Below are 17,403 nucleotides of genomic sequence, written 5' to 3'. Positions count from 1 at the left end.
TATTAATGATATGAGCCATGGACTTATCGTTATAGATAGCCATTCCAATGAGAAGCCAAGCCATTGACTCTAATGTTAATTTACGTTTTCTAAGCGTTACAGTTTCAGTCAAAGAATACGCCTCTTCTATCAACTTAAGAGGGAGTAAGTCTGCGAGGGTTTCAACTTGATGAGGCTTGAGTTGGTTGATAATGTCAAAAGCTTGAGATACTTGCATAAAAAAATCCGAGACCTAGAGGTAGGACTCGGATTCTGAAGCATCTAGAAGATCAGTCAACCGATCGATTTATCACTAAATGATCGGCATTAGCCGTTAGGCTCCCTTTATATTTATTGCTTGTTTAATATCTTACATTAACGCTTACGGCGACGTAGGCCTGCAAATGGTAAAAGAAGCATTGCTAACCAACCTAGTGTTCCACCAGAAGATTTATCTTCTTTTGCTGTCACTGAGATAGTTGCAAAACCAACTTCACTCGATAGCTTTCCGTCAGAGGCTACAACAGAGAATGTTAGGTTGTGAGTTCCTGCCGGTGCTGTAAATGAGATTGATGGGCCACCATTTGTGAATACGACACTAGAGCCAGAAGTTTGCGTCCAAATGTAGGTTAAAGGATCATTCTCTATATCTTTTCCGTTTGCTTTTGCAGTTACTACAAAACCTTCAGTACTTGTCATACCTGATGGGCTGATAGTAGGTGCATCATTTATATTCGTAACAGTTATTGTTGCTTTAGTTACTCCATTCTTGTTGCCATCTTCATCTTCAGAATAGTAAGTAAAGCTATCCATACCAAAGAAATCTTTATTCGGCGTGTATATAGCTGTTCCGTCTTCATTCAATGAAACTTCACCGTTAGATGGAGCATCAACCACAGTCGCTTTAGCTAACTTTCCAACTGGAGAAACATCTATCAAGCGTTGTGCTTTTGCAGTAACACCATCACCAGTGACACTAGAACGAGCTACTTTTTGATCTCCAAGATCATTATCAAGTACGTTGAATTCAACACTTGCTTCCTCTTCAACAGTCGCTGAATCAGTATGGCCAGGGTTAAATGTCGTTGCTTTAACAGAGTAATCGATTTCGATACTACCAGCTGCAGTATTCTGGAGGGTGATAAAATCGTTTGTAGTAACAGATTCACCTTCGCCATTGTGATGATAAGTCGTTCCGACACTACCACCAATGTTTTCAGCACCAATGGTTACTTTCGCAGGCATATTCGGAATGTCGTGGTAATGGAATGAAATATCTTCTTCTTCACCTGTTTTTATCCAAACACTAAATGTGTAAGTGTTACCGGAAGTATCGGCGTATACCTGTGCTTTATTCCATTCAACAACAATCCATGAGTCATCTCCAGATGTAACAACTTGAAGTCCTAGCTGGCCGCCACCAGTATCGCCAGTTGTTCCATCGGTTAGATCGTAGTCAGTCCAGAATGGAGCTAAAATATTATCTGGATTTGCTGAGTCTGGTAGCTCTTTATTATTCCAAGTTCCGGATGCCGAACCTGTACCAACAATGACAATACCATTATCTGAAATAGTTATGCCATTGTAAGTCGCCCCATTATACTTGAAGCTTGGTAGCGTGTTGAAATTAAATGATTTTTCATCGCACCCCTCATCGCATGCTGGCACGTATGCAAGGTTTAAATCAAAAATACTTGGGTTAGTACCTGTTGATTTTGATGAATTCATTTCAGGTAAATCTAATTTACCTACCCAAGTAATCAGCCCTAGATCTTGGTTGACATTAAAACCATTTTGTTGGGCTCCATTAAGAGAAACTGTTACATCGTCTTTTGATGTGAAAGAAGTCCCTTTAGGTGCATATGCTGAAACAGTAACTGTATTCTCAAAAATTGAGTTATTAATTGTAGTCTTAATAGGGAATGCATCGCTTGCTTCAATATCTGTAGCATTTGAGCTTATTGATAGCAAGGAGGCGTCACTAGATTCTTTAGACTTAACGGCTAATGGAAGATGAGCATCTTGCTTACCGTCATCACTCTTTAACATTACATTTCCAAATATCCAAGAACCATATTCTGAAAAAGTAGAGTCGACAGTTATACTAAGCTCTGCTGATGCACCTGCTTCTAACTCGATAGAAGCGGGAGAAACGGTAATACCAGCGCTATCAGTAGAGGCTGAAAGTGTCCAAGAAGTCGCTTCATCGCTCTTGTTGTATACAGTACGAGTAAAAGTACATTTTCCAACACATGAATCTGCAGAAATAGATGGTCTATCGAAAGTTAAAATAGCTTTAGCAGCTGCATCAAGATCCATACGACCCGCACCCATTGCAAATGGTGAGGCTGGGGTTTCTGCATCATCATCAAGAATGCCTTCCATCATTGCTGTTGATGTTAATGCTGTTTTAATATCATTAGCAGACCAATCAGGGTGAAGTTGACGCATCATTGCTGCAGCACCTGCAACATGAGGACTTGCCATACTCGTACCTGAAATCATATTAAAGTCTTCTCCACCGTCATCCGGTGAAAATGCTGATAAAATATTAGTACCTGGAGCGGCTAAATCAGGTTTAAGAACATTTTCATTACCATTCGGCCCTCTTGAGCTATCTGCATTAATCGTATCAGCCAGAGACTTAGATACTCTTCGTTGTACTTCTGCAGATATCTTACCTGCTGTTGCTTCATCACCTAATGATTCGATAATAGCCGTGCCATCAGCTTGAGATATCATCACTGAAGGCAGCGTCGCGTCAGGCATAAACATACTGATTGGAGAGCCAGCTTTGCTGCTGTAGACAACCATAGCTTTCGCACCAGCGGCTAATGCATTTTCAGCTTTTAATGAGAAGTTACAAGCACCACGTGAAATAAGGGCTATTCCATCTTTGAAAGAATCTGCAGCGAAGGCTGAACAACCTTCAAAATTATCAGCATCAAGATTAGTTGCTGCAATAATTGGAGCACTTATGTCTGTTGTGATCGCACTGTTATTTGCTTCTATTGCTAGTAAATCGTCTTCGCCAGCATTGAAAGAGTTAGCAAAGAATCGACCTGTTGTGCTGTTAGCAACCGTTATGCCTGATTCAATACAGGCGGGGCAACCAATAGTTTTGGCGCCATTCCCGTCATTACCTGCGGCTGAAACAACTATAACACCTGCAGCTTCTGCGGCTTCAAACATTGTCTTATACGGGCTGTTAGCAGGATCGCCACCAGCACCGCCGCCCCAAGAGTTATTGATGACATCTGCACCATCATTTACAGCATGTTCCAATGCTTCCATTAGCATGATGTTCGAACCTGAACCGCGAGAACAATCTGCTTTGGTATATAGAGCTTTATAAGACATTAGGTATGCAGCTGGTGCAACACCCGATAACTCTACATCGATATCTTTAAAAGTAGCATTGACTTTATTACCAACTGCTGTACCAGCAACATGGGTACCATGCCCGCCGAAACCCAGTGGGCTCATATATTCATCTGGACAAACTTGGAAAGTTGGTTGTGACCAACGCGCTACAATTAATTTATTATTACAAAAAGTGGTATCAACGGTTGAACAATAATCATCTGTTGGCATAGCACCTTCAGGAGCGGCAAAGCCATCTCCTGAAAACATTGGGTTTTCGGGGCGAATACCGCCATCAATAACCGCGACTCGAATCCCTTTACCCGCATTTTCCATTCCAGCTACGGCATCCCACATAGCTTTGCTGTTAATGACTTCATGAGAAGCATCCATGCTCATTTCATACATGGTTTCAGGATAAACGGACTTTACCCCAGGGATTGCCATTAACTGCTCAATAGAAAGACCTTGGCCAACAATAGTCACACCATTAAAAAGAGTTTGAAATTTGCGTTCAACTTTACTATTTGCTGAAACACTAGAAAGCGCAGTTACAAACTTACTCTGCTCTTGAGCTAAATGACTAGAGTAAGTTTTAGCAGCGCTAGATTGAACGTTAATTTTCTGGCCTTTTTTAACCGGAGAAGTAGCCGATAGCTTTGAAATTCCTCCACTATATTTAGACAGCGATGGAGACTCTAGTTCAACGATAAATCTCTGAGGAGCTGCATGGTTAATTACTGACTCAGCTTTCTTATAGCTTGCGGCAGAGGTGATTTCTGGACTGTATGGGTTCGATGTATAGCTGGTGCTTGCCATTGCAGCACTAGAAACCAGTGCTGCCGCAATTGCGATTGATAGTTTAGTTTTCACTACGTTCTTCCTTGTCAATTTGAGCCTTAGACAAAATGTAAATAAGGCAATTTATTATTAACTCCTCTCTTTTTTGAGAGGTTAAAGAAAGTTTGTAGCACAAACCGAGGCGTTTGTTAATTATTTTAGCGCAAATGTTACATCTGAGGCTCCATTGTTAATTTGTAAGCTAAGGAATAACTTATAATAAAAAAGGATTAAGGTTTGACGGCTCTAACAATAGGGTTTTGTAGACTAATTAACGTTTCTGTTGACTGAATCTCATCGATTGATTGAATACGATTGATTAGCACATGTTGCAATCCGTCGATGGATTGGCACATAACCTTTACAAAAACGCTGTAATTGCCAGTGGTATAGTATGCTTCTACAACTTCCTCTAAAGCATTTAGTTTAGATATAGCGGCTGGATAATCTCCAGCGCTCTTCAGATTGATACCGATAAAGCAACATACGTCATAACCAAGTGCTTTGGGATCAACTGTAATTTGTGCTCCGGTGATAATGCCTGCTTGTTTCATCTTTTCGACACGAACATGAATAGTGCCTGCACTAACACTGAATCGCTTAGCTAACTCGGCAAAAGGAGTTCGTGCTTCTTCCATAAGTGCTGATAAAATTCGATTATCAAGTTGATCTCTTTGAAATGAGGTATCCATGGTAATGTGCTTATTATTATGGTGATTAATTGTCAATTTACGTTTTTTTGTAAGAGATGGCTATCAAAATTCGATATTTACTGGACTATTCTGCAGATGCTCAAGCAGTTACCCTTCTTCATTCCAACTATGAATTTTATTTGCACTAGCTGTTCACCGGATTATTGTTCTGCTTCTGGGGCTAAAAAAGGGACGTCACAGCTGAAGGTTAGCTGGTTTCCAGAGTAGGGCTGTTTAATTGTTAGCTCATGTGCATGCAATAGCAATCGTGAGGATAGACTTTTCGCTAATGGGTCTGCATAGAAGTTATCACCTAAGATAGGGTGGCCTATGGCAAGCATATGAACTCTAAGCTGATGAGAGCGTCCTGTAATAGGCGTGAGTTTTACTAAGGTAGAGCGTTTAGCTCTGCTAATCACCTTGTAGTGGGTCAATGATGGCTTTCCCAACTGATGGTCAACTTTTTGTTTTGGTCGGTTTGGCCAATCACAGATAAGTGGAAACTCGATACTGCCTGTATCATTTTTTATGTGGCCAGCAACCCGTGCATAATAGGTCTTCTTCGTTTCTCGATCCCTAAATTGCCTCTTAAGTTCTTTTTCTGCATTTCGCCTTAGTGCAAGAACAATGACGCCTGATGTCGACATGTCGAGCCTATGCACAACTTGTGCATTTGGATATTCAGTAAGAACGCGTTCATAAATGCTATCTCTATGCTCGGGAGCACGGCCGGGAACAGAGAGTAAGCCTGAAGGTTTATTGACAACTAAAATGTCCTTGTCTTGGTAGAGAATATCAAGCCAAGGCGATGTAGGGGGGGAGTAGATAAAGTCAGACATAAAAATAACCTAAGTAGAAGTGCGCAGCAAAGATAACTGCTAGGAAGGAGGTGAAGCAAGTAAAATGAATGCTGTTACATGCTCTTTCAATTTTAATGAATGAATTAGATGTTAATAGTGTTGATTTCATTCGTCTGTCTTGCTCTAATTTGATGTTCTTGTCTGTACTCTTTAGAGTCTTATGTTGTTATTTGTTTTTTTAAGCTAATAAGCGAGTTGTAAATGTTAAATCGAACTCGATATCGATTGGCTGATAAAGTTGTCGATCCTGCACAATGTACCATCTTAAGCGGAGATAACTTACTCAAGGTTGAGTTAAGGGCGATGCAGGTACTGCTATGCCTGATAAACCATGCTGGAGAACCTGTCAGTAGAGATATGCTATTAGATGAGGTCTGGTCTGGTGGTGAAGTTTCTGATAACGCTATTAATCGAATTATCGGTATTTTAAGAAACCAGCTTGGCGATAATGCAAAATCACCAAATTTTATCAAAACCTTACCTAAAGTGGGCTATGTATTAATAGCATCTGTCACCTTAGTTAAAGAGGTCACCAAGCATGAGAAGTTCGCTACTGAAGTGATTGCTGGTGCTGAACTCGATAAGGTTGAGAGTAAAAAGCAGGTCTTTAAACGTAGTCTATTTGCAACCTTGTACCTACATGCAGGTAAAACGGCATTGTTATTTACAGTTCTCCTGTCTCTGTTGATCTTTTCTGTTTATCAAATCAGCCACAACTCCACAATTGTAAACCCTCAACATGTTAAAACTGAGCTAAAACGTTTGACTTATCTGGATGGTCAGGAGTTATCGCCAATGCTATCGGGTGATGGCAAATATCTAACATTCGCAAAACGAGAGTTAGGTGATAAAAACTGGCGAATAGGTTTAATGACGTTAGGGAGTCGGAAAACTCATTTTCTTGAAGATGTATTTGATAGCCAAAGCTATCCTGCTTTTAGTCCTGATGGCAGTAGAATTGCCTACTTATCCTTTAATCTAATCGGAGGCTGTCAGATTAATATGGTTGAGGTGATTGATGGGCAGTTTGGTAAAATAAGTAAGATTACAGATTGTAAGAGGATTATTCAGAGTACCAGTATTGTTTGGCACCCGTCGGGGAAGAGTATTTATTACACGGATGAAGATCACCAGAAAACCTTTCTGAGTGAAAGAATGTTGTTCTCCATCGATGTGACTGGAGCAAATAAGAAACAGCTGAGTCAACCATATTCTATAGGTAGTGGTGATTACTCTCTCAGTTTATCTCCGAATGGTCGTTATCTTGCTGTGGTGAGAAATGTGCGTTGGTACCAAGTACAGGTAATGTTGCTTTCACTGGATACCGGAAACTGGCAGAAACTTTTTACCCTTGACCTTGCTCTGCATACGGTAGCTTGGAGTCGTGACAGTAAATCTTTGATCTATCGTGGCGAGGGCTCGCACTTGATGAAATATAACATAGAGTCCGAGATACATACTCAGTTGACCAATATATTACAACCAGTTTTCTCACCCGTTTCTAACATGAATGGGGATATAGTTGCTTTATTAGGTAAGCTTTATGATAGTGAAGTGTGGCAATTATCGACAACATCTCAGCTAAAAAAAGGTGTTAACGATGATAGCAAACAGAATGATTGGTTTCGCCTCATTGCTTCTAATGGCCGAGATTCACGACCAGCAGTCAGTTTAGATGGAAGACAGTTAGCTTTTGTATCAACTCGAACTGGTGAGCCTCAAATTTGGTTAAAGTTAAAAGATGGTACTGAATCACAGCTAACACAGTTTAAAGATATTAGTTTCATAAGGAATGTTCGCTTTTCTGCCGATGGGTCTCAAATATTAGGCCGAAATAGCTATCAACCTTTCATCTATGATCTGGATACTAATAAAATTATGTATATTGATATTCAAGGTCAGCATGAACTCTACGGCGTTGCTTGGGGTCCCGATGATCAAACTATTATGGCTTCGTTTGACATTTTAGGCCGGTCGTCACTTAGACTCGTTGATATCGAGTCGGGAGAAGTATCTGATACTTTAGCCGAAGGAGTTGAATTTGGCTTGTTTTCTAGTAGTGGGCAACTCTATTTCACTCAAAGATTAAAGGAAGGTCTCTGGACTTTAAAGAAAGGTGAAATAAAGCTGATTTATGAAGACTTTACCGTAATGCTTGATATGTCGTGGACCATAGTTGATGAGTATGTTTACAACTTAGCTTATCGAGAGGGACGAATTGATATCGATCGTATTGATCTTAATACTGGTGAGCCAATAATGATGAAGTTAGTTGAGGGGACTAGAACACAAGCAATCGCTGTTGATAGGGAGGGGGTTGTGTACCTTGGAACTTATAATGAGAGCGATACCAATATCGTGAAGCTTGAATATTAAAATAACTAATTATAAACTTGATTTTATTGATTTTATTGTTTTTATTTTTTCATTATGTTTTCATTATGTTTTTGTTATGTTTTTTAGTGGCTTTAGTTGTACTCTATGAAGGAATTATATGAGGTTGCTGTAAGATTCATCACAAAAGCTAGTGAACACTTACGAATAGAGGGCGAAACATGAAAATTACGATAATAAATATGTTTTTAAAAGTGACGGTTTGTTGTGCTTTATGTGTTTCAGGGGCTGCTACCGCTGGAATCATAAATGATTTAGGGGTTGCTGCACAGTTTCAAAATATACAAAGTTTTGAAGATAAAAACCTTAGCCTAAATAATGGGGAAAAGGATGAAGCGGAAGATGAAGTAATAATAAACCCTATGGCAGGTTGTCCTAGGTTGCCTTGTCCTGGCAATTGGTAGCAGTGAGCAATACGTATACGTAGCTGAGGACTAAGTACAGGTATATAAATGAATATGTGCATAAAAATATGCGCATTTTTATAACATTAGCCATTAGATATTTTTCACAAATATAATATAATATAATATAATATAATATAATATAATATAATATAATATAATATAATATAATATAATATAATATAATATAATATAATTTCATTTCTGCTATACCTACTCTCATTCATTGATTATATTCATTTCGTTATACATTTATTTTACTATTCAATAGCCTTATACATATATGAGAGGGACGGTGACTCTTTTCATGTCAAAGCCTATACGGCTACGAAATAAGTATCACAACTCTCATGGACAGGATCTTTCCTCTAACCGTAACCTTACTCTAGACATAACTTATTGGTGTTGTTTAAATAAACTTAACTGACTGTTTTTGTTGTTAATCACCTTTTAATCATCTTATTGTTATGACTCAGCAACCACCCAGTTGTAGATTTGTAGTCAGACAGGTTAACTCGGTAAGTTCAATGATTAGGTCGGCTTTTAATCTAAACTTTACCCTGGGTTTCATCACTTGCTTTCTACAACTAAAGGGAACGATTAATTTTAAAGTGTCATATATTTCATTGTCTGGTCCACAATTGAGATAACTGGATAGTACATATAGTTAGGTTTGACAGCTTAGATCTGAGTTAGGTCTTAACTGCCAAAAACTATAGGTTCTAGCGTGACAGTTTTTATATTGGTCTGTTTCTGTAGTGGCAAAGTGGTTCATTAATCGTGAATACTTAATCAGAACACTGATTAACCTGTCTCCCTATTTACTTGTTAATTGAAGATTGAAGTGAAATTTTGTCAATTAAAGATGTTCTACTAGCGATGATATTTATCCACGTTGCTAGGTTTGCCTTTGTATGATTGAGCTTGCTTAGTTTTTCACTACGACTAGGCTGATTTTTCATCATAGATGGTAAGTTGTTAGATTATCGTCATCTCCCTTTAGACATAGGGGTGCTTAATTTGAGCACTCCTTTTTTTTTGTGTTTTCTATCAAGAGTATTAATGATTCTAATCATTAGGTGACTGGGTTGTTTATCGAAGTTTTACGAAAATCCGTTACCGTTTACATGCATCAAAGAAAATGTCCAAACTACAAATGACAAGGCTATATGGATAAAAGCATAGACACTTTGATCCAGCATCTCCATTCCCCTCGATTGCCAAATCAGTTTGCCGTGTAGCAATATCACCAGTGGGAATAGCGCAAATAGTGGGTAAAACGCTATTGAACTGCTATCGCCTAACAGTAACTTGCTGAGCAAAGACCAGAACACCATAAAAGCAGTGAGAAGAGGTGGGGCTGCTTGTCGATATTGTTCTGGATATGGGAACATGGATTTCCTTGTTTACTGGGTATGTAATAATGTTTTTATGCTAGTCGGGCTTTCGTGCAATCAATTGAGCTTTTTGACTGACACTAGCATGGTTAACTATCTTACCTTCAAAGTAATGCAAGCAGTCCCAATGAGCAAACTCTGATTTAAGCTCACCTTGTTTAAGTAGAAACTTAGGGTTCTTCGGGCGACCAATTTCAGCTTGTTTATCGATGAATGTTTCATAGAAAATTAGACCTCCTGGTTTCAGGGCTGCTCTAATTTGTGGGAAAAGAGGTCGGTGAAGATAGTTAAATACCAGAATCAGATCATATTCTGCAACTGGAAGAGCTGTGGCTGAGCCATCTTCTAGATCCCACTGAAGATAGAGATGGTTTTCTGGCCGATTACTGAGCCCGGCTAACGATCTGTCTATAAATGTCACCTGATGACCACGTTCAGCAAACCAGAGACCATTTCTTCCTTTGCCACAGGCTAGGTCGAGTACTTTTATACTCCCCTCTTCGTGCCTAAACTGAGCGAACTCTGTAATGAGTGTCGCTGCTTCAGCCTTTAACTTCTTTTCTTCCATCAATTCTACGTCCATGAATAATTGAAAAATGACGTAATCCTGCAGGGCCGTGAGACACCATAACTGAGAGCAGGAGTACGGTGATTAAGAGCTCTGGTTTGTATTGTGCAAGGGGAATGAAGAGTCCAAGTAAACCGAGTTTTACCAGTGTCAGAACTCCCTTTAGTTGGATCAACCAGCGCCAGTCTCTGACTATCTCCCATATCATCATGAGTGAACCTGATGCCATAGCCATGCACCAATAATAGATCCATTTATCTTGCGGCACGCCTAATAGTATCCCTCCTCCAGCACCAGTGACTCCGAGAATGTGTACGGCTCTTAGGCTAGTTTTACTGAGTCTTTGTAGCCAAAATTGTTTTTCTGTTAGTTTCGATTTAGCCATGGTGATGCTGAGGTTATTTGATTTGCTGTAAGCTTATCAGGATTTTTTATACTGTGAAGCCCCGTATTACTGCTGGATGAATTTATACCTGATTTCTATTAAACTCTCAGCCAATAGAATAGATAGGTGGTAAAAATGAGAATTGGGTTCTTCAGTGCTAAGCACTATGACATGGAACACTTCGATCGCACTAATCAGGTTTTTGGTGCCGAAATCGAATATTTTGATTACCGATTATGCATGCAGTCTGTAAAGCTAGCTCATGGTTTTGAGGCTATCTGTGCATTTGTAAATGACTCATTGTGTGAAGAGGTTTTGGTTGAACTCGCTAAGAACGGCACTAAGATTATCGCCATGCGCTGTGCCGGCTTTAATAACGTCGATCTTGTTGCTGCTAAGCGCTTAGGGTTACGAGTGGTTAACGTTCCTGCCTATTCACCAGAGTCAGTTGCTGAACATACCATAGCCTTAATGTTGACCTTGAATAGAAAGGTGCACAAGGCTTATCAGAGAACCCGTGATGCTAATTTTTCGCTGGAGGGGTTGGTTGGTTTTAACATGCATAATCGAACCGTAGGTGTTATCGGTACCGGTAAAATTGGCTTGGCGACTATCAGAATATTATTAGGTTTTGGCTGTAAGGTTCTAGCGCATGATCCATACCCTAACTCGGAAGTTGTCGCTCTTGGAGTTGATTATGTATCGCTTGATAAGCTCTACTCTGTGTCGGATATTATTACGTTACATTGTCCTTTAACTCCTGATAATCATCATCTGTTGTGTAAGGCTAGTTTCGATAAAATGAAGCCTGGTGTTATGGTCATAAACACCAGCAGAGGTGGCCTGTTAGATGCTATGGATGCGATGGAAGCATTGAAAATGGGACAGCTAGGCTCGCTTGGTTTGGATGTTTATGAAAATGAAAAATCTTTATTTTTCCAAGATAAATCTAATGAAATCATTCAAGACGATGTCTTTAGACGTTTATCTGCGTGTCACAATGTGATTTTTACTGGCCATCAGGCCTTTTTAACCTCTGAAGCATTGGAGGCCATTGCGCATACTAGCTTAACCAATGTGAAGCAACTGCTTTCAGGGGAGTGTTGTCCTAATGAGTTGCATTCATAAGCATATGTACGTCTCAAAGGTCGTTAGGCAGTGTTGATTATAATTTGACATATCATGTGGATATTAACTGACAAAATAAGCCTTGGCTGATAAATTGAAACCTCAATCTCAGCTAGAGTTTTTATACCATGATGGTCACCCAAGAAGTTCACGATATTCCTACCAATACAGGGCTTATGCGAACCTATCTTTATCGTCCTGATGAAGAGGGCCAGTTTCCAACTATTTTGTTTTATTCTGAGATATTTCAACAAACAGAGCCTATTGCAAGAGCAGCGACTATGATGGCGGGGCATGGCTTTGTGGTACTTGTGCCGGAAGTGTTTCACGAGCTAAATCCCATTGGAACCGTGCTTGCTTATGATGAGGCGGGTAAAGATAAAGGTAATGAAGATAAGTTTGCTAAGCCATTAGAGAGTCATGATTCAGATACTGAGGCTTTAGTGCAATTTGCCAGAAGTCAGCCTTTTTGTACCAGTCAGGTTGGTAGCATGGGCGTGTGTATTGGTGGGCATTTAGCATATCGTGCTGCAATAAACCCCGATATCTCAGCCGCTTTTTGTTTATATGCGACCGATATTCATTCAAGTACTTTACCTAGCGATGAAGGCAATGATTCTCTGTCCAGAACTGAAGACATTCAGGGGGAGTTAGTGATGGTGTGGGGCAAACAAGATCCACATGTATCAAGTGAGGGGCGTAAGCGGGTATATGCTCAGTTAGAAAGTACTAAACGGACGTTTACTTGGTTAGAGGTCAATGCACAGCATGCCTTTATGCGCGACAGTGAGAGCCGATACGATCCCGCTCTGGCTATGCAGATGTACTTACAAGCCGTTGCTTTTTTTCACAGACTATTGCGTTAGTTTTAATTCAAGTACAGCTTAAACTTTAAGAGTCATTAATTAAATAATGACTCTTGTTTTGGCTAGTGCTTAGCCTTGATTGCTGTAGTGAGCAAGATCTTGAACACTCACACGAGCGATAAACTCATTATCAAGGTAGAAATCAACCTGTTCTCCACTCTTCTTACCAGACATTAGCTGTTGGCTACCATCGTCGAAGTTCAGTGTCATCACTAAGGTGTCATCACCGGTGGCTTCCATTGTCGCGTTAGAAAGTTTGATCTCTGGTAGCGGCGCCTTAGTTAGCTCTTTATTGAGGTGAGGGTTAACTTTAAAGATGGCTTCAACAGGCATATCAACAACGGCAGGTGAACGCTTGGTGATAGGGTTAGTCCCTGTCCAGAATTCAACGCTATTGAATATGAATAGATCTGCTGTAGCTGTTAAGCCATAAACAGGGCTTAGTAGAATAAATAAACCAGCGCGGCCAAAACGGTTATCGACAGCACTTAGGTTACCTTTGGTGACCATTGCGCTTAAGCCCATTTGACCCATGCACCCAGAAAGTTGAGTGGTTAACAGAGCGGCAAGCGTGATAGAGATTAATGTTTTTTTCATGATTTTCTTAGTTGATGGGAAAGCGAGCAGATTTTAATGATTCGATTTTTATTATTAGCGATCTTAATCACAGTCCTTGGTTGAATATTGGTGGTGGTTGCTAGCGGGTTTGAGGGGGATGTTGTTGGATTTGGCTCATTGGTTTCTTTTTGTTGTTGATAGCTTGCTTTGTAACCTACCGTCATTTTGTTGTTAACGCTCGTATCTTATTGGTGAGCACTATTATCCAAGACTTATAGTGGTAAAACTAACATGTTGGGAGTGGGTTATATTGGTAATTTAGCGCATACTACACGGCTTATTTTTAGGGGGGATAAATGACAGAACTTGAAATACTATATCAGAGCGAAGATGAGTACGGCCCTTTATTAGTACTCGATGACAAGCATATGCGCGTGCTCTCCTTTGGCGATAATGATGAGCAGAGTAAGTTACTCAAAGCGGAGCCTCATCTTCCCCAACACACTTATGTTCAGGCTATGCTTTTGGTACTGCTATTTATCAAACCTAAGCGGGTGATTATTCTTGGACTCGGTGGTGGTGGGTTGATACATGCACTTCGTCATTATGATACTGGCATAAAGGTGACAGCGGTAGAGTTGAGAGCCCAAGTGATCGATATTGCAAAGCGCTTTTTTCAGTTACCTATCGGTAAAAAGCTGACGTTAATTCATCAAGATGCCGCAGAATTTCTCGCACAGGCAGATCATAAGAAAGCGGATGTGATCTTTGCAGACATATATGGGGCTGATGGCGTCGATGAAAGCCAGTTGTCTGAAGATTTTATTAAGAATGCGTCTGCAATGATAAAGGCCGATGGCTTCCTTGTTTTAAACTGCTGGAAGGAACACAGCCAAAATCGGGCCTTATTAGAGCTGTTGCAAACTTACTTCTGTGAGGTGAGGGCATGCTTGACTGGTGGAGGCAATTGGGTTGTGTTTGCCAGTAAATCTAAAAGAGACATTTCTGGTAGTGGCATGAGAGCTAAAGCTCACGGTTTATCTCAACAGCTAGATTTCACCTTAAGTCGTTCTTTGACTCGGTTTGACTATTGGGTTTAGTTATTTCCATAGGCAAGCTTGCTTGCCTATTCCTTCGTTGTATTACTATCTATCCTTAAGCTATTTATGGTTGTTCGGATAAATCGATTAGAACAACAGTTTTTATCCGTTATACTTAATTTTAAGTCCACGTTATTATCTTCACATCGAAAACAAACTGACCATTACATCTTAAGTCAGTCGAATGAATTTATTAATAATTTTTACGGAGCTTTAAATGAATCAATCAATCATCAATACTGAAATCAAGCCTTTCTCAGCAACTGCATTCCACAAGGGTGAATTCGTACCAGTTTCTGAGCAAGACCTACTAGGAAAATGGTCTGTGGTTTTCTTCTACCCTGCTGATTTCACTTTTGTATGTCCAACAGAATTAGGTGACATGGCTGACCATTACGAGAAGCTGCAAGGTATGGGTGTTGAAGTTTTCTCAGTATCAACTGACACTCACTTCACTCACAAAGCATGGCACGATGCTTCAGACACTATCAACAAGATTCAGTATCCAATGATTGGTGACCCAACTGGTGCTATCACTCGTAACTTCGGTGTCATGATTGAAGAAGATGGCTTAGCACTTCGCGGCACATTCGTTATCAACCCTGAAGGTCAAATCAAAGTCAGTGAAGTTCATGACTTGGGTATCGGTCGAAGCGCTGCAGAACTAGTACGTAAGATTCAAGCTGCTCAATATGTTGCAACTCACGACGGTGAAGTTTGTCCAGCAGCATGGCAACCAGGTGCAGAAACACTAGCACCATCACTAGACCTAGTCGGTAAAATCTAATTTAACCTATTGCTGGTAGCGGCTTCATCTCCAAACTACCAGCCACTGAGGTGAAAGATTTGCTTTACACTTCAGTGCTCTTTTTTATTTATATCCAAATAAGCTCAGCTCCCCCTGTCAGTCTGAGCTTATTTTTTCCCAAATTTTCCGATTGATACTCAAAGATAGTAGTGTCGATTTTTTAGGAGTTATCATGTTAGATACGAATCTTATGGCTCAACTGAAAACCTACCTGCAAAACCTCAAGCGCCCAGTTGAACTTGTCGTGTCTGCAGATTCCAGCCCTAAAGCGCAAGAGCTTAGAGCTTTAGCGCAAGACATTGAAAGTTTGTCACCATTAGTTAGCATCACAGAGAACGATGGTAAGCGCATGCCTTCGATGAAAGTGACGAATGCAACAACGCAAACTGATATTACCTTTGCTGGTTTGCCGATGGGTCACGAGTTTACCTCACTTGTTTTGGCTCTACTTCATACTGGCGGTCACCCACTTAAGTTAGATGATGCGGTTATTGCACAGATCAAGGCCCTTCCTGGCGAGTATCATTTCGAGACCTACGTTTCGCTTAGCTGTCAAAATTGCCCTGATGTTGTTCAGGCATTGAACATGATGGCGGCCGTTAATCCAAATATCACGAATGTAATGATTGATGGTTCACTGTTTCAAACCGAGGTTTTTGATCGCGATATTTTAGCCGTCCCTTCGGTTTACCTAAATGGTGAAGTGTTTGCTCAAGGCCGTATTAGTTTAACGGAAATTCTCAACAAAATAGACACTGGTGCAACGGCACGACAAGCGGAAGTCTTGGCTGAAAAAGAGCCATTTGATGTGCTTGTTGTTGGCGGTGGTCCTGCGGGTGCTTCGGCGGCAATTTATGCTGCTCGTAAAGGTTTGCGCACTGGTATTGTTGCCGATAAATTTGGCGGTCAAGTCGCTGAGACAGTAGGTATTGAAAACTTTATCTCAGTTAAGGCCACTGAGGGGCCTAAGCTAGTGGCAAACCTTGAAGCCCATGTTCATGAATATGATGTCGATATTATGGATAATCAACGAGCTTTGAGTCTTAAATCGGGCGAGCTATTTGAACTTGAACTGGAAAATGGTGCTGTATTAAAAAGTAAAACAGTATTGTTAGCGACAGGTGCAAGATGGCGTGAAATGAACGTACCTGGTGAGCAAGAGTATCGCGGTAAAGGTGTCGCTTATTGTCCACATTGTGATGGTCCCTTGTTTAAAGGTAAGCGTGTTGCCGTCATTGGTGGTGGTAACTCAGGTATTGAAGCAGCAATCGATTTGGCGAATATTGTTGAACACGTTACCGTACTGGAATTTGATAGCCAATTAAGAGCAGATGACGTTTTGCAGCGTAAAGCGGCATCGATGGGCAATATTAAGATCATTACCCAAGCCATGACTACAGAAGTTGTCGGTGATACAAAGCGCGTTAATGGGCTTAACTATACTGATCGAGCCACTGGCGAGTCACATCATGTCGAGCTTGAAGGTATCTTTGTTCAGATTGGTTTGATCCCTAACTCTGAGTGGTTAGAGGGGACGATTGGTCTAACGCCAAGAGGCGAAATCATCGTTGACGGTAAAGGTGAAACATCATTAACGGGCGTATTTGCTGCCGGTGATGTGACTAACTCAGCGTACAAGCAGATTATTATTGCGATGGGCAGTGGGGCAACCGCTTCGTTAGGCGCATTTGATTATCTGATTAGACACAGCGCGCCAGAGGTTGAACAAGCCGCAGCTTAATTTTTTTGTTTAAACAAAATTCAGCCAGTCACTAGACTGGCTGATTGAGCGGCACAGCTTATCCCGAGTTCAGGTTAACTAGACTTTGATATTGACGTTATGCCCTGAATTGCCAACTGGAGCTGCAGGGGCTGTAGCTTGAATCAATTGCAGTGCAATTTCTCCTTCTGCTTCTTGTTGCTCTTTAGCCAATTGAGCGACTTTAACGCCAACATTACCATTGCTTAAGTTAGGCTCTAAATTTGCGGTACCGATTGTGACTGACATTTCGACCTCACACTAAATTAATTCATCGATCTTTGGTTAAGATTCTATCGACT

Annotated in this window: 16 protein-coding genes; 7 read left to right on the top strand and 9 right to left on the bottom strand. The window is 40.6% G+C overall.

The window, feature by feature from the left end:
- From FN961_RS17700 to rluA, 4 genes are all read right to left on the bottom strand, one after another.
- Positions 1–217 (bottom strand): transposase domain-containing protein (locus FN961_RS17700; RefSeq protein ID WP_185972828.1); only part of this gene is annotated, 217 nt, incomplete at its 3' end.
- Between the two features lie 137 nt (positions 218–354).
- Positions 355–4,215 (bottom strand): S8 family serine peptidase, encoded by a 3,861-nt coding sequence (locus FN961_RS17695; protein WP_144041508.1) that lies wholly within the window; start codon positions 4,213–4,215, stop codon positions 355–357.
- Between the two features lie 197 nt (positions 4,216–4,412).
- Positions 4,413–4,874: a transcriptional regulator AsnC gene (gene asnC / locus FN961_RS17690; protein WP_144041507.1), complete on the bottom strand. Its 462-nt coding sequence runs from the start codon at positions 4,872–4,874 to the stop codon at positions 4,413–4,415.
- A gap of 161 nt (positions 4,875–5,035) precedes the next feature.
- Entirely contained in the window at positions 5,036–5,713 is a 678-nt protein-coding gene (gene rluA, locus FN961_RS17685) for a bifunctional tRNA pseudouridine(32) synthase/23S rRNA pseudouridine(746) synthase RluA (RefSeq protein ID WP_144041506.1), read from the bottom strand.
- Positions 5,714–5,935: 222 nt separating this feature from the next.
- Between rluA and FN961_RS17680 the strand changes: the two genes are divergently transcribed.
- Positions 5,936–8,110, top strand: coding sequence for a winged helix-turn-helix domain-containing protein (locus FN961_RS17680; protein ID WP_144041505.1), 2,175 nt, complete (start codon positions 5,936–5,938; stop codon positions 8,108–8,110).
- A 179-nt stretch (positions 8,111–8,289) separates the two neighbouring features.
- A complete protein-coding gene (locus FN961_RS17675; protein WP_144041504.1) occupies positions 8,290–8,532 on the top strand; it encodes a hypothetical protein in 243 nt (80 codons plus the stop codon).
- A 1,103-nt stretch (positions 8,533–9,635) separates the two neighbouring features.
- Here the strand turns inward: FN961_RS17675 and FN961_RS17670 are convergent.
- From FN961_RS17670 to FN961_RS17660, 3 genes are read right to left on the bottom strand one after another with little or no spacing between them, the layout of a single operon-like run.
- Positions 9,636–9,926 (bottom strand): hypothetical protein, encoded by a 291-nt coding sequence (locus tag FN961_RS17670; protein WP_144041503.1) that lies wholly within the window; start codon positions 9,924–9,926, stop codon positions 9,636–9,638.
- Positions 9,927–9,966: 40 nt separating this feature from the next.
- Complete coding sequence (locus tag FN961_RS17665) at positions 9,967–10,497, bottom strand: class I SAM-dependent methyltransferase (RefSeq protein ID WP_144041502.1); 531 nt, start codon at positions 10,495–10,497, stop codon at positions 9,967–9,969.
- Positions 10,472–10,882, bottom strand: a complete 411-nt coding sequence (locus FN961_RS17660; RefSeq protein ID WP_144041501.1) for a hypothetical protein — start codon at positions 10,880–10,882, stop codon at positions 10,472–10,474. Before FN961_RS17660 ends, FN961_RS17665 begins: the two co-directional genes overlap by 26 nt.
- A 135-nt stretch (positions 10,883–11,017) precedes the next feature.
- On the opposite strand from FN961_RS17660, the gene FN961_RS17655 reads away from it, so the two are divergent.
- The gene (locus tag FN961_RS17655) at positions 11,018–12,010 is read left to right on the top strand and encodes a 2-hydroxyacid dehydrogenase (RefSeq protein ID WP_144041500.1); all 993 of its coding nucleotides are present in this window, start codon (positions 11,018–11,020) and stop codon (positions 12,008–12,010) included.
- Positions 12,011–12,138: 128 nt separating this feature from the next.
- Positions 12,139–12,876 carry a dienelactone hydrolase family protein gene (locus tag FN961_RS17650; protein ID WP_144041499.1) on the top strand — a complete coding sequence of 246 codons (738 nt, stop codon included), beginning with the start codon at positions 12,139–12,141 and terminating at the stop codon, positions 12,874–12,876.
- Positions 12,877–12,945: 69 nt separating this feature from the next.
- Here the strand turns inward: FN961_RS17650 and FN961_RS17645 are convergent, their stop codons facing one another.
- Positions 12,946–13,473: a DUF3332 domain-containing protein gene (locus FN961_RS17645; protein ID WP_144041498.1), complete on the bottom strand. Its 528-nt coding sequence runs from the start codon at positions 13,471–13,473 to the stop codon at positions 12,946–12,948.
- Between the two features lie 317 nt (positions 13,474–13,790).
- Here FN961_RS17645 and FN961_RS17640 point away from each other — a divergent pair, with 317 nt between their 5' ends.
- From FN961_RS17640 to ahpF, 3 genes are all read left to right on the top strand, one after another.
- Complete coding sequence (locus tag FN961_RS17640; protein WP_144041497.1) at positions 13,791–14,534, top strand: spermidine synthase; 744 nt, start codon at positions 13,791–13,793, stop codon at positions 14,532–14,534.
- Between the two features lie 217 nt (positions 14,535–14,751).
- On the top strand, positions 14,752–15,321 hold the full coding sequence (ahpC, locus tag FN961_RS17635; RefSeq protein WP_144041496.1) for an alkyl hydroperoxide reductase subunit C: 570 nt from the start codon (positions 14,752–14,754) through the stop codon (positions 15,319–15,321).
- Between the two features lie 193 nt (positions 15,322–15,514).
- Positions 15,515–17,083 carry an alkyl hydroperoxide reductase subunit F gene (ahpF, locus tag FN961_RS17630; protein WP_144041495.1) on the top strand — a complete coding sequence of 523 codons (1,569 nt, stop codon included), beginning with the start codon at positions 15,515–15,517 and terminating at the stop codon, positions 17,081–17,083.
- Between the two features lie 78 nt (positions 17,084–17,161).
- Here ahpF and FN961_RS17625 read toward each other — a convergent pair whose 3' ends face one another.
- On the bottom strand, positions 17,162–17,350 hold the full coding sequence (locus FN961_RS17625) for a cytoplasmic protein (protein WP_144041494.1): 189 nt from the start codon (positions 17,348–17,350) through the stop codon (positions 17,162–17,164).
- Positions 17,351–17,403 lie beyond the last annotated feature (53 nt).

The organism is Shewanella hanedai, assembly GCF_007197645.1.
GTDB lineage: Bacteria > Pseudomonadota > Gammaproteobacteria > Enterobacterales > Shewanellaceae > Shewanella > Shewanella hanedai.
Note: the sequence above shows the minus strand (reverse complement) of the source record. Positions and strands in the feature narration are given on the sequence as shown.

What these genes read in the sequence shown, in the direction of transcription:
- asnC (WP_144041507.1), bottom strand. Translation starts at nt 4,874, where the DNA reads ATGGATACCTCATTTCAAAGAGATCAACTTGATAATCGAATTTTATCA.
- FN961_RS17670 (WP_144041503.1), bottom strand. Translation starts at nt 9,926, where the DNA reads ATGTTCCCATATCCAGAACAATATCGACAAGCAGCCCCACCTCTTCTC.
- rluA (WP_144041506.1), bottom strand. Translation starts at nt 5,713, where the DNA reads ATGTCTGACTTTATCTACTCCCCCCCTACATCGCCTTGGCTTGATATT.
- FN961_RS17680 (WP_144041505.1), top strand. Translation starts at nt 5,936, where the DNA reads ATGTTAAATCGAACTCGATATCGATTGGCTGATAAAGTTGTCGATCCT.
- FN961_RS17655 (WP_144041500.1), top strand. Translation starts at nt 11,018, where the DNA reads ATGAGAATTGGGTTCTTCAGTGCTAAGCACTATGACATGGAACACTTC.
- FN961_RS17640 (WP_144041497.1), top strand. Translation starts at nt 13,791, where the DNA reads ATGACAGAACTTGAAATACTATATCAGAGCGAAGATGAGTACGGCCCT.
- FN961_RS17625 (WP_144041494.1), bottom strand. Translation starts at nt 17,350, where the DNA reads ATGTCAGTCACAATCGGTACCGCAAATTTAGAGCCTAACTTAAGCAAT.
- FN961_RS17665 (WP_144041502.1), bottom strand. Translation starts at nt 10,497, where the DNA reads ATGGAAGAAAAGAAGTTAAAGGCTGAAGCAGCGACACTCATTACAGAG.
- FN961_RS17660 (WP_144041501.1), bottom strand. Translation starts at nt 10,882, where the DNA reads ATGGCTAAATCGAAACTAACAGAAAAACAATTTTGGCTACAAAGACTC.
- FN961_RS17650 (WP_144041499.1), top strand. Translation starts at nt 12,139, where the DNA reads ATGATGGTCACCCAAGAAGTTCACGATATTCCTACCAATACAGGGCTT.
- ahpC (WP_144041496.1), top strand. Translation starts at nt 14,752, where the DNA reads ATGAATCAATCAATCATCAATACTGAAATCAAGCCTTTCTCAGCAACT.
- FN961_RS17675 (WP_144041504.1), top strand. Translation starts at nt 8,290, where the DNA reads ATGAAAATTACGATAATAAATATGTTTTTAAAAGTGACGGTTTGTTGT.
- FN961_RS17645 (WP_144041498.1), bottom strand. Translation starts at nt 13,473, where the DNA reads ATGAAAAAAACATTAATCTCTATCACGCTTGCCGCTCTGTTAACCACT.
- ahpF (WP_144041495.1), top strand. Translation starts at nt 15,515, where the DNA reads ATGTTAGATACGAATCTTATGGCTCAACTGAAAACCTACCTGCAAAAC.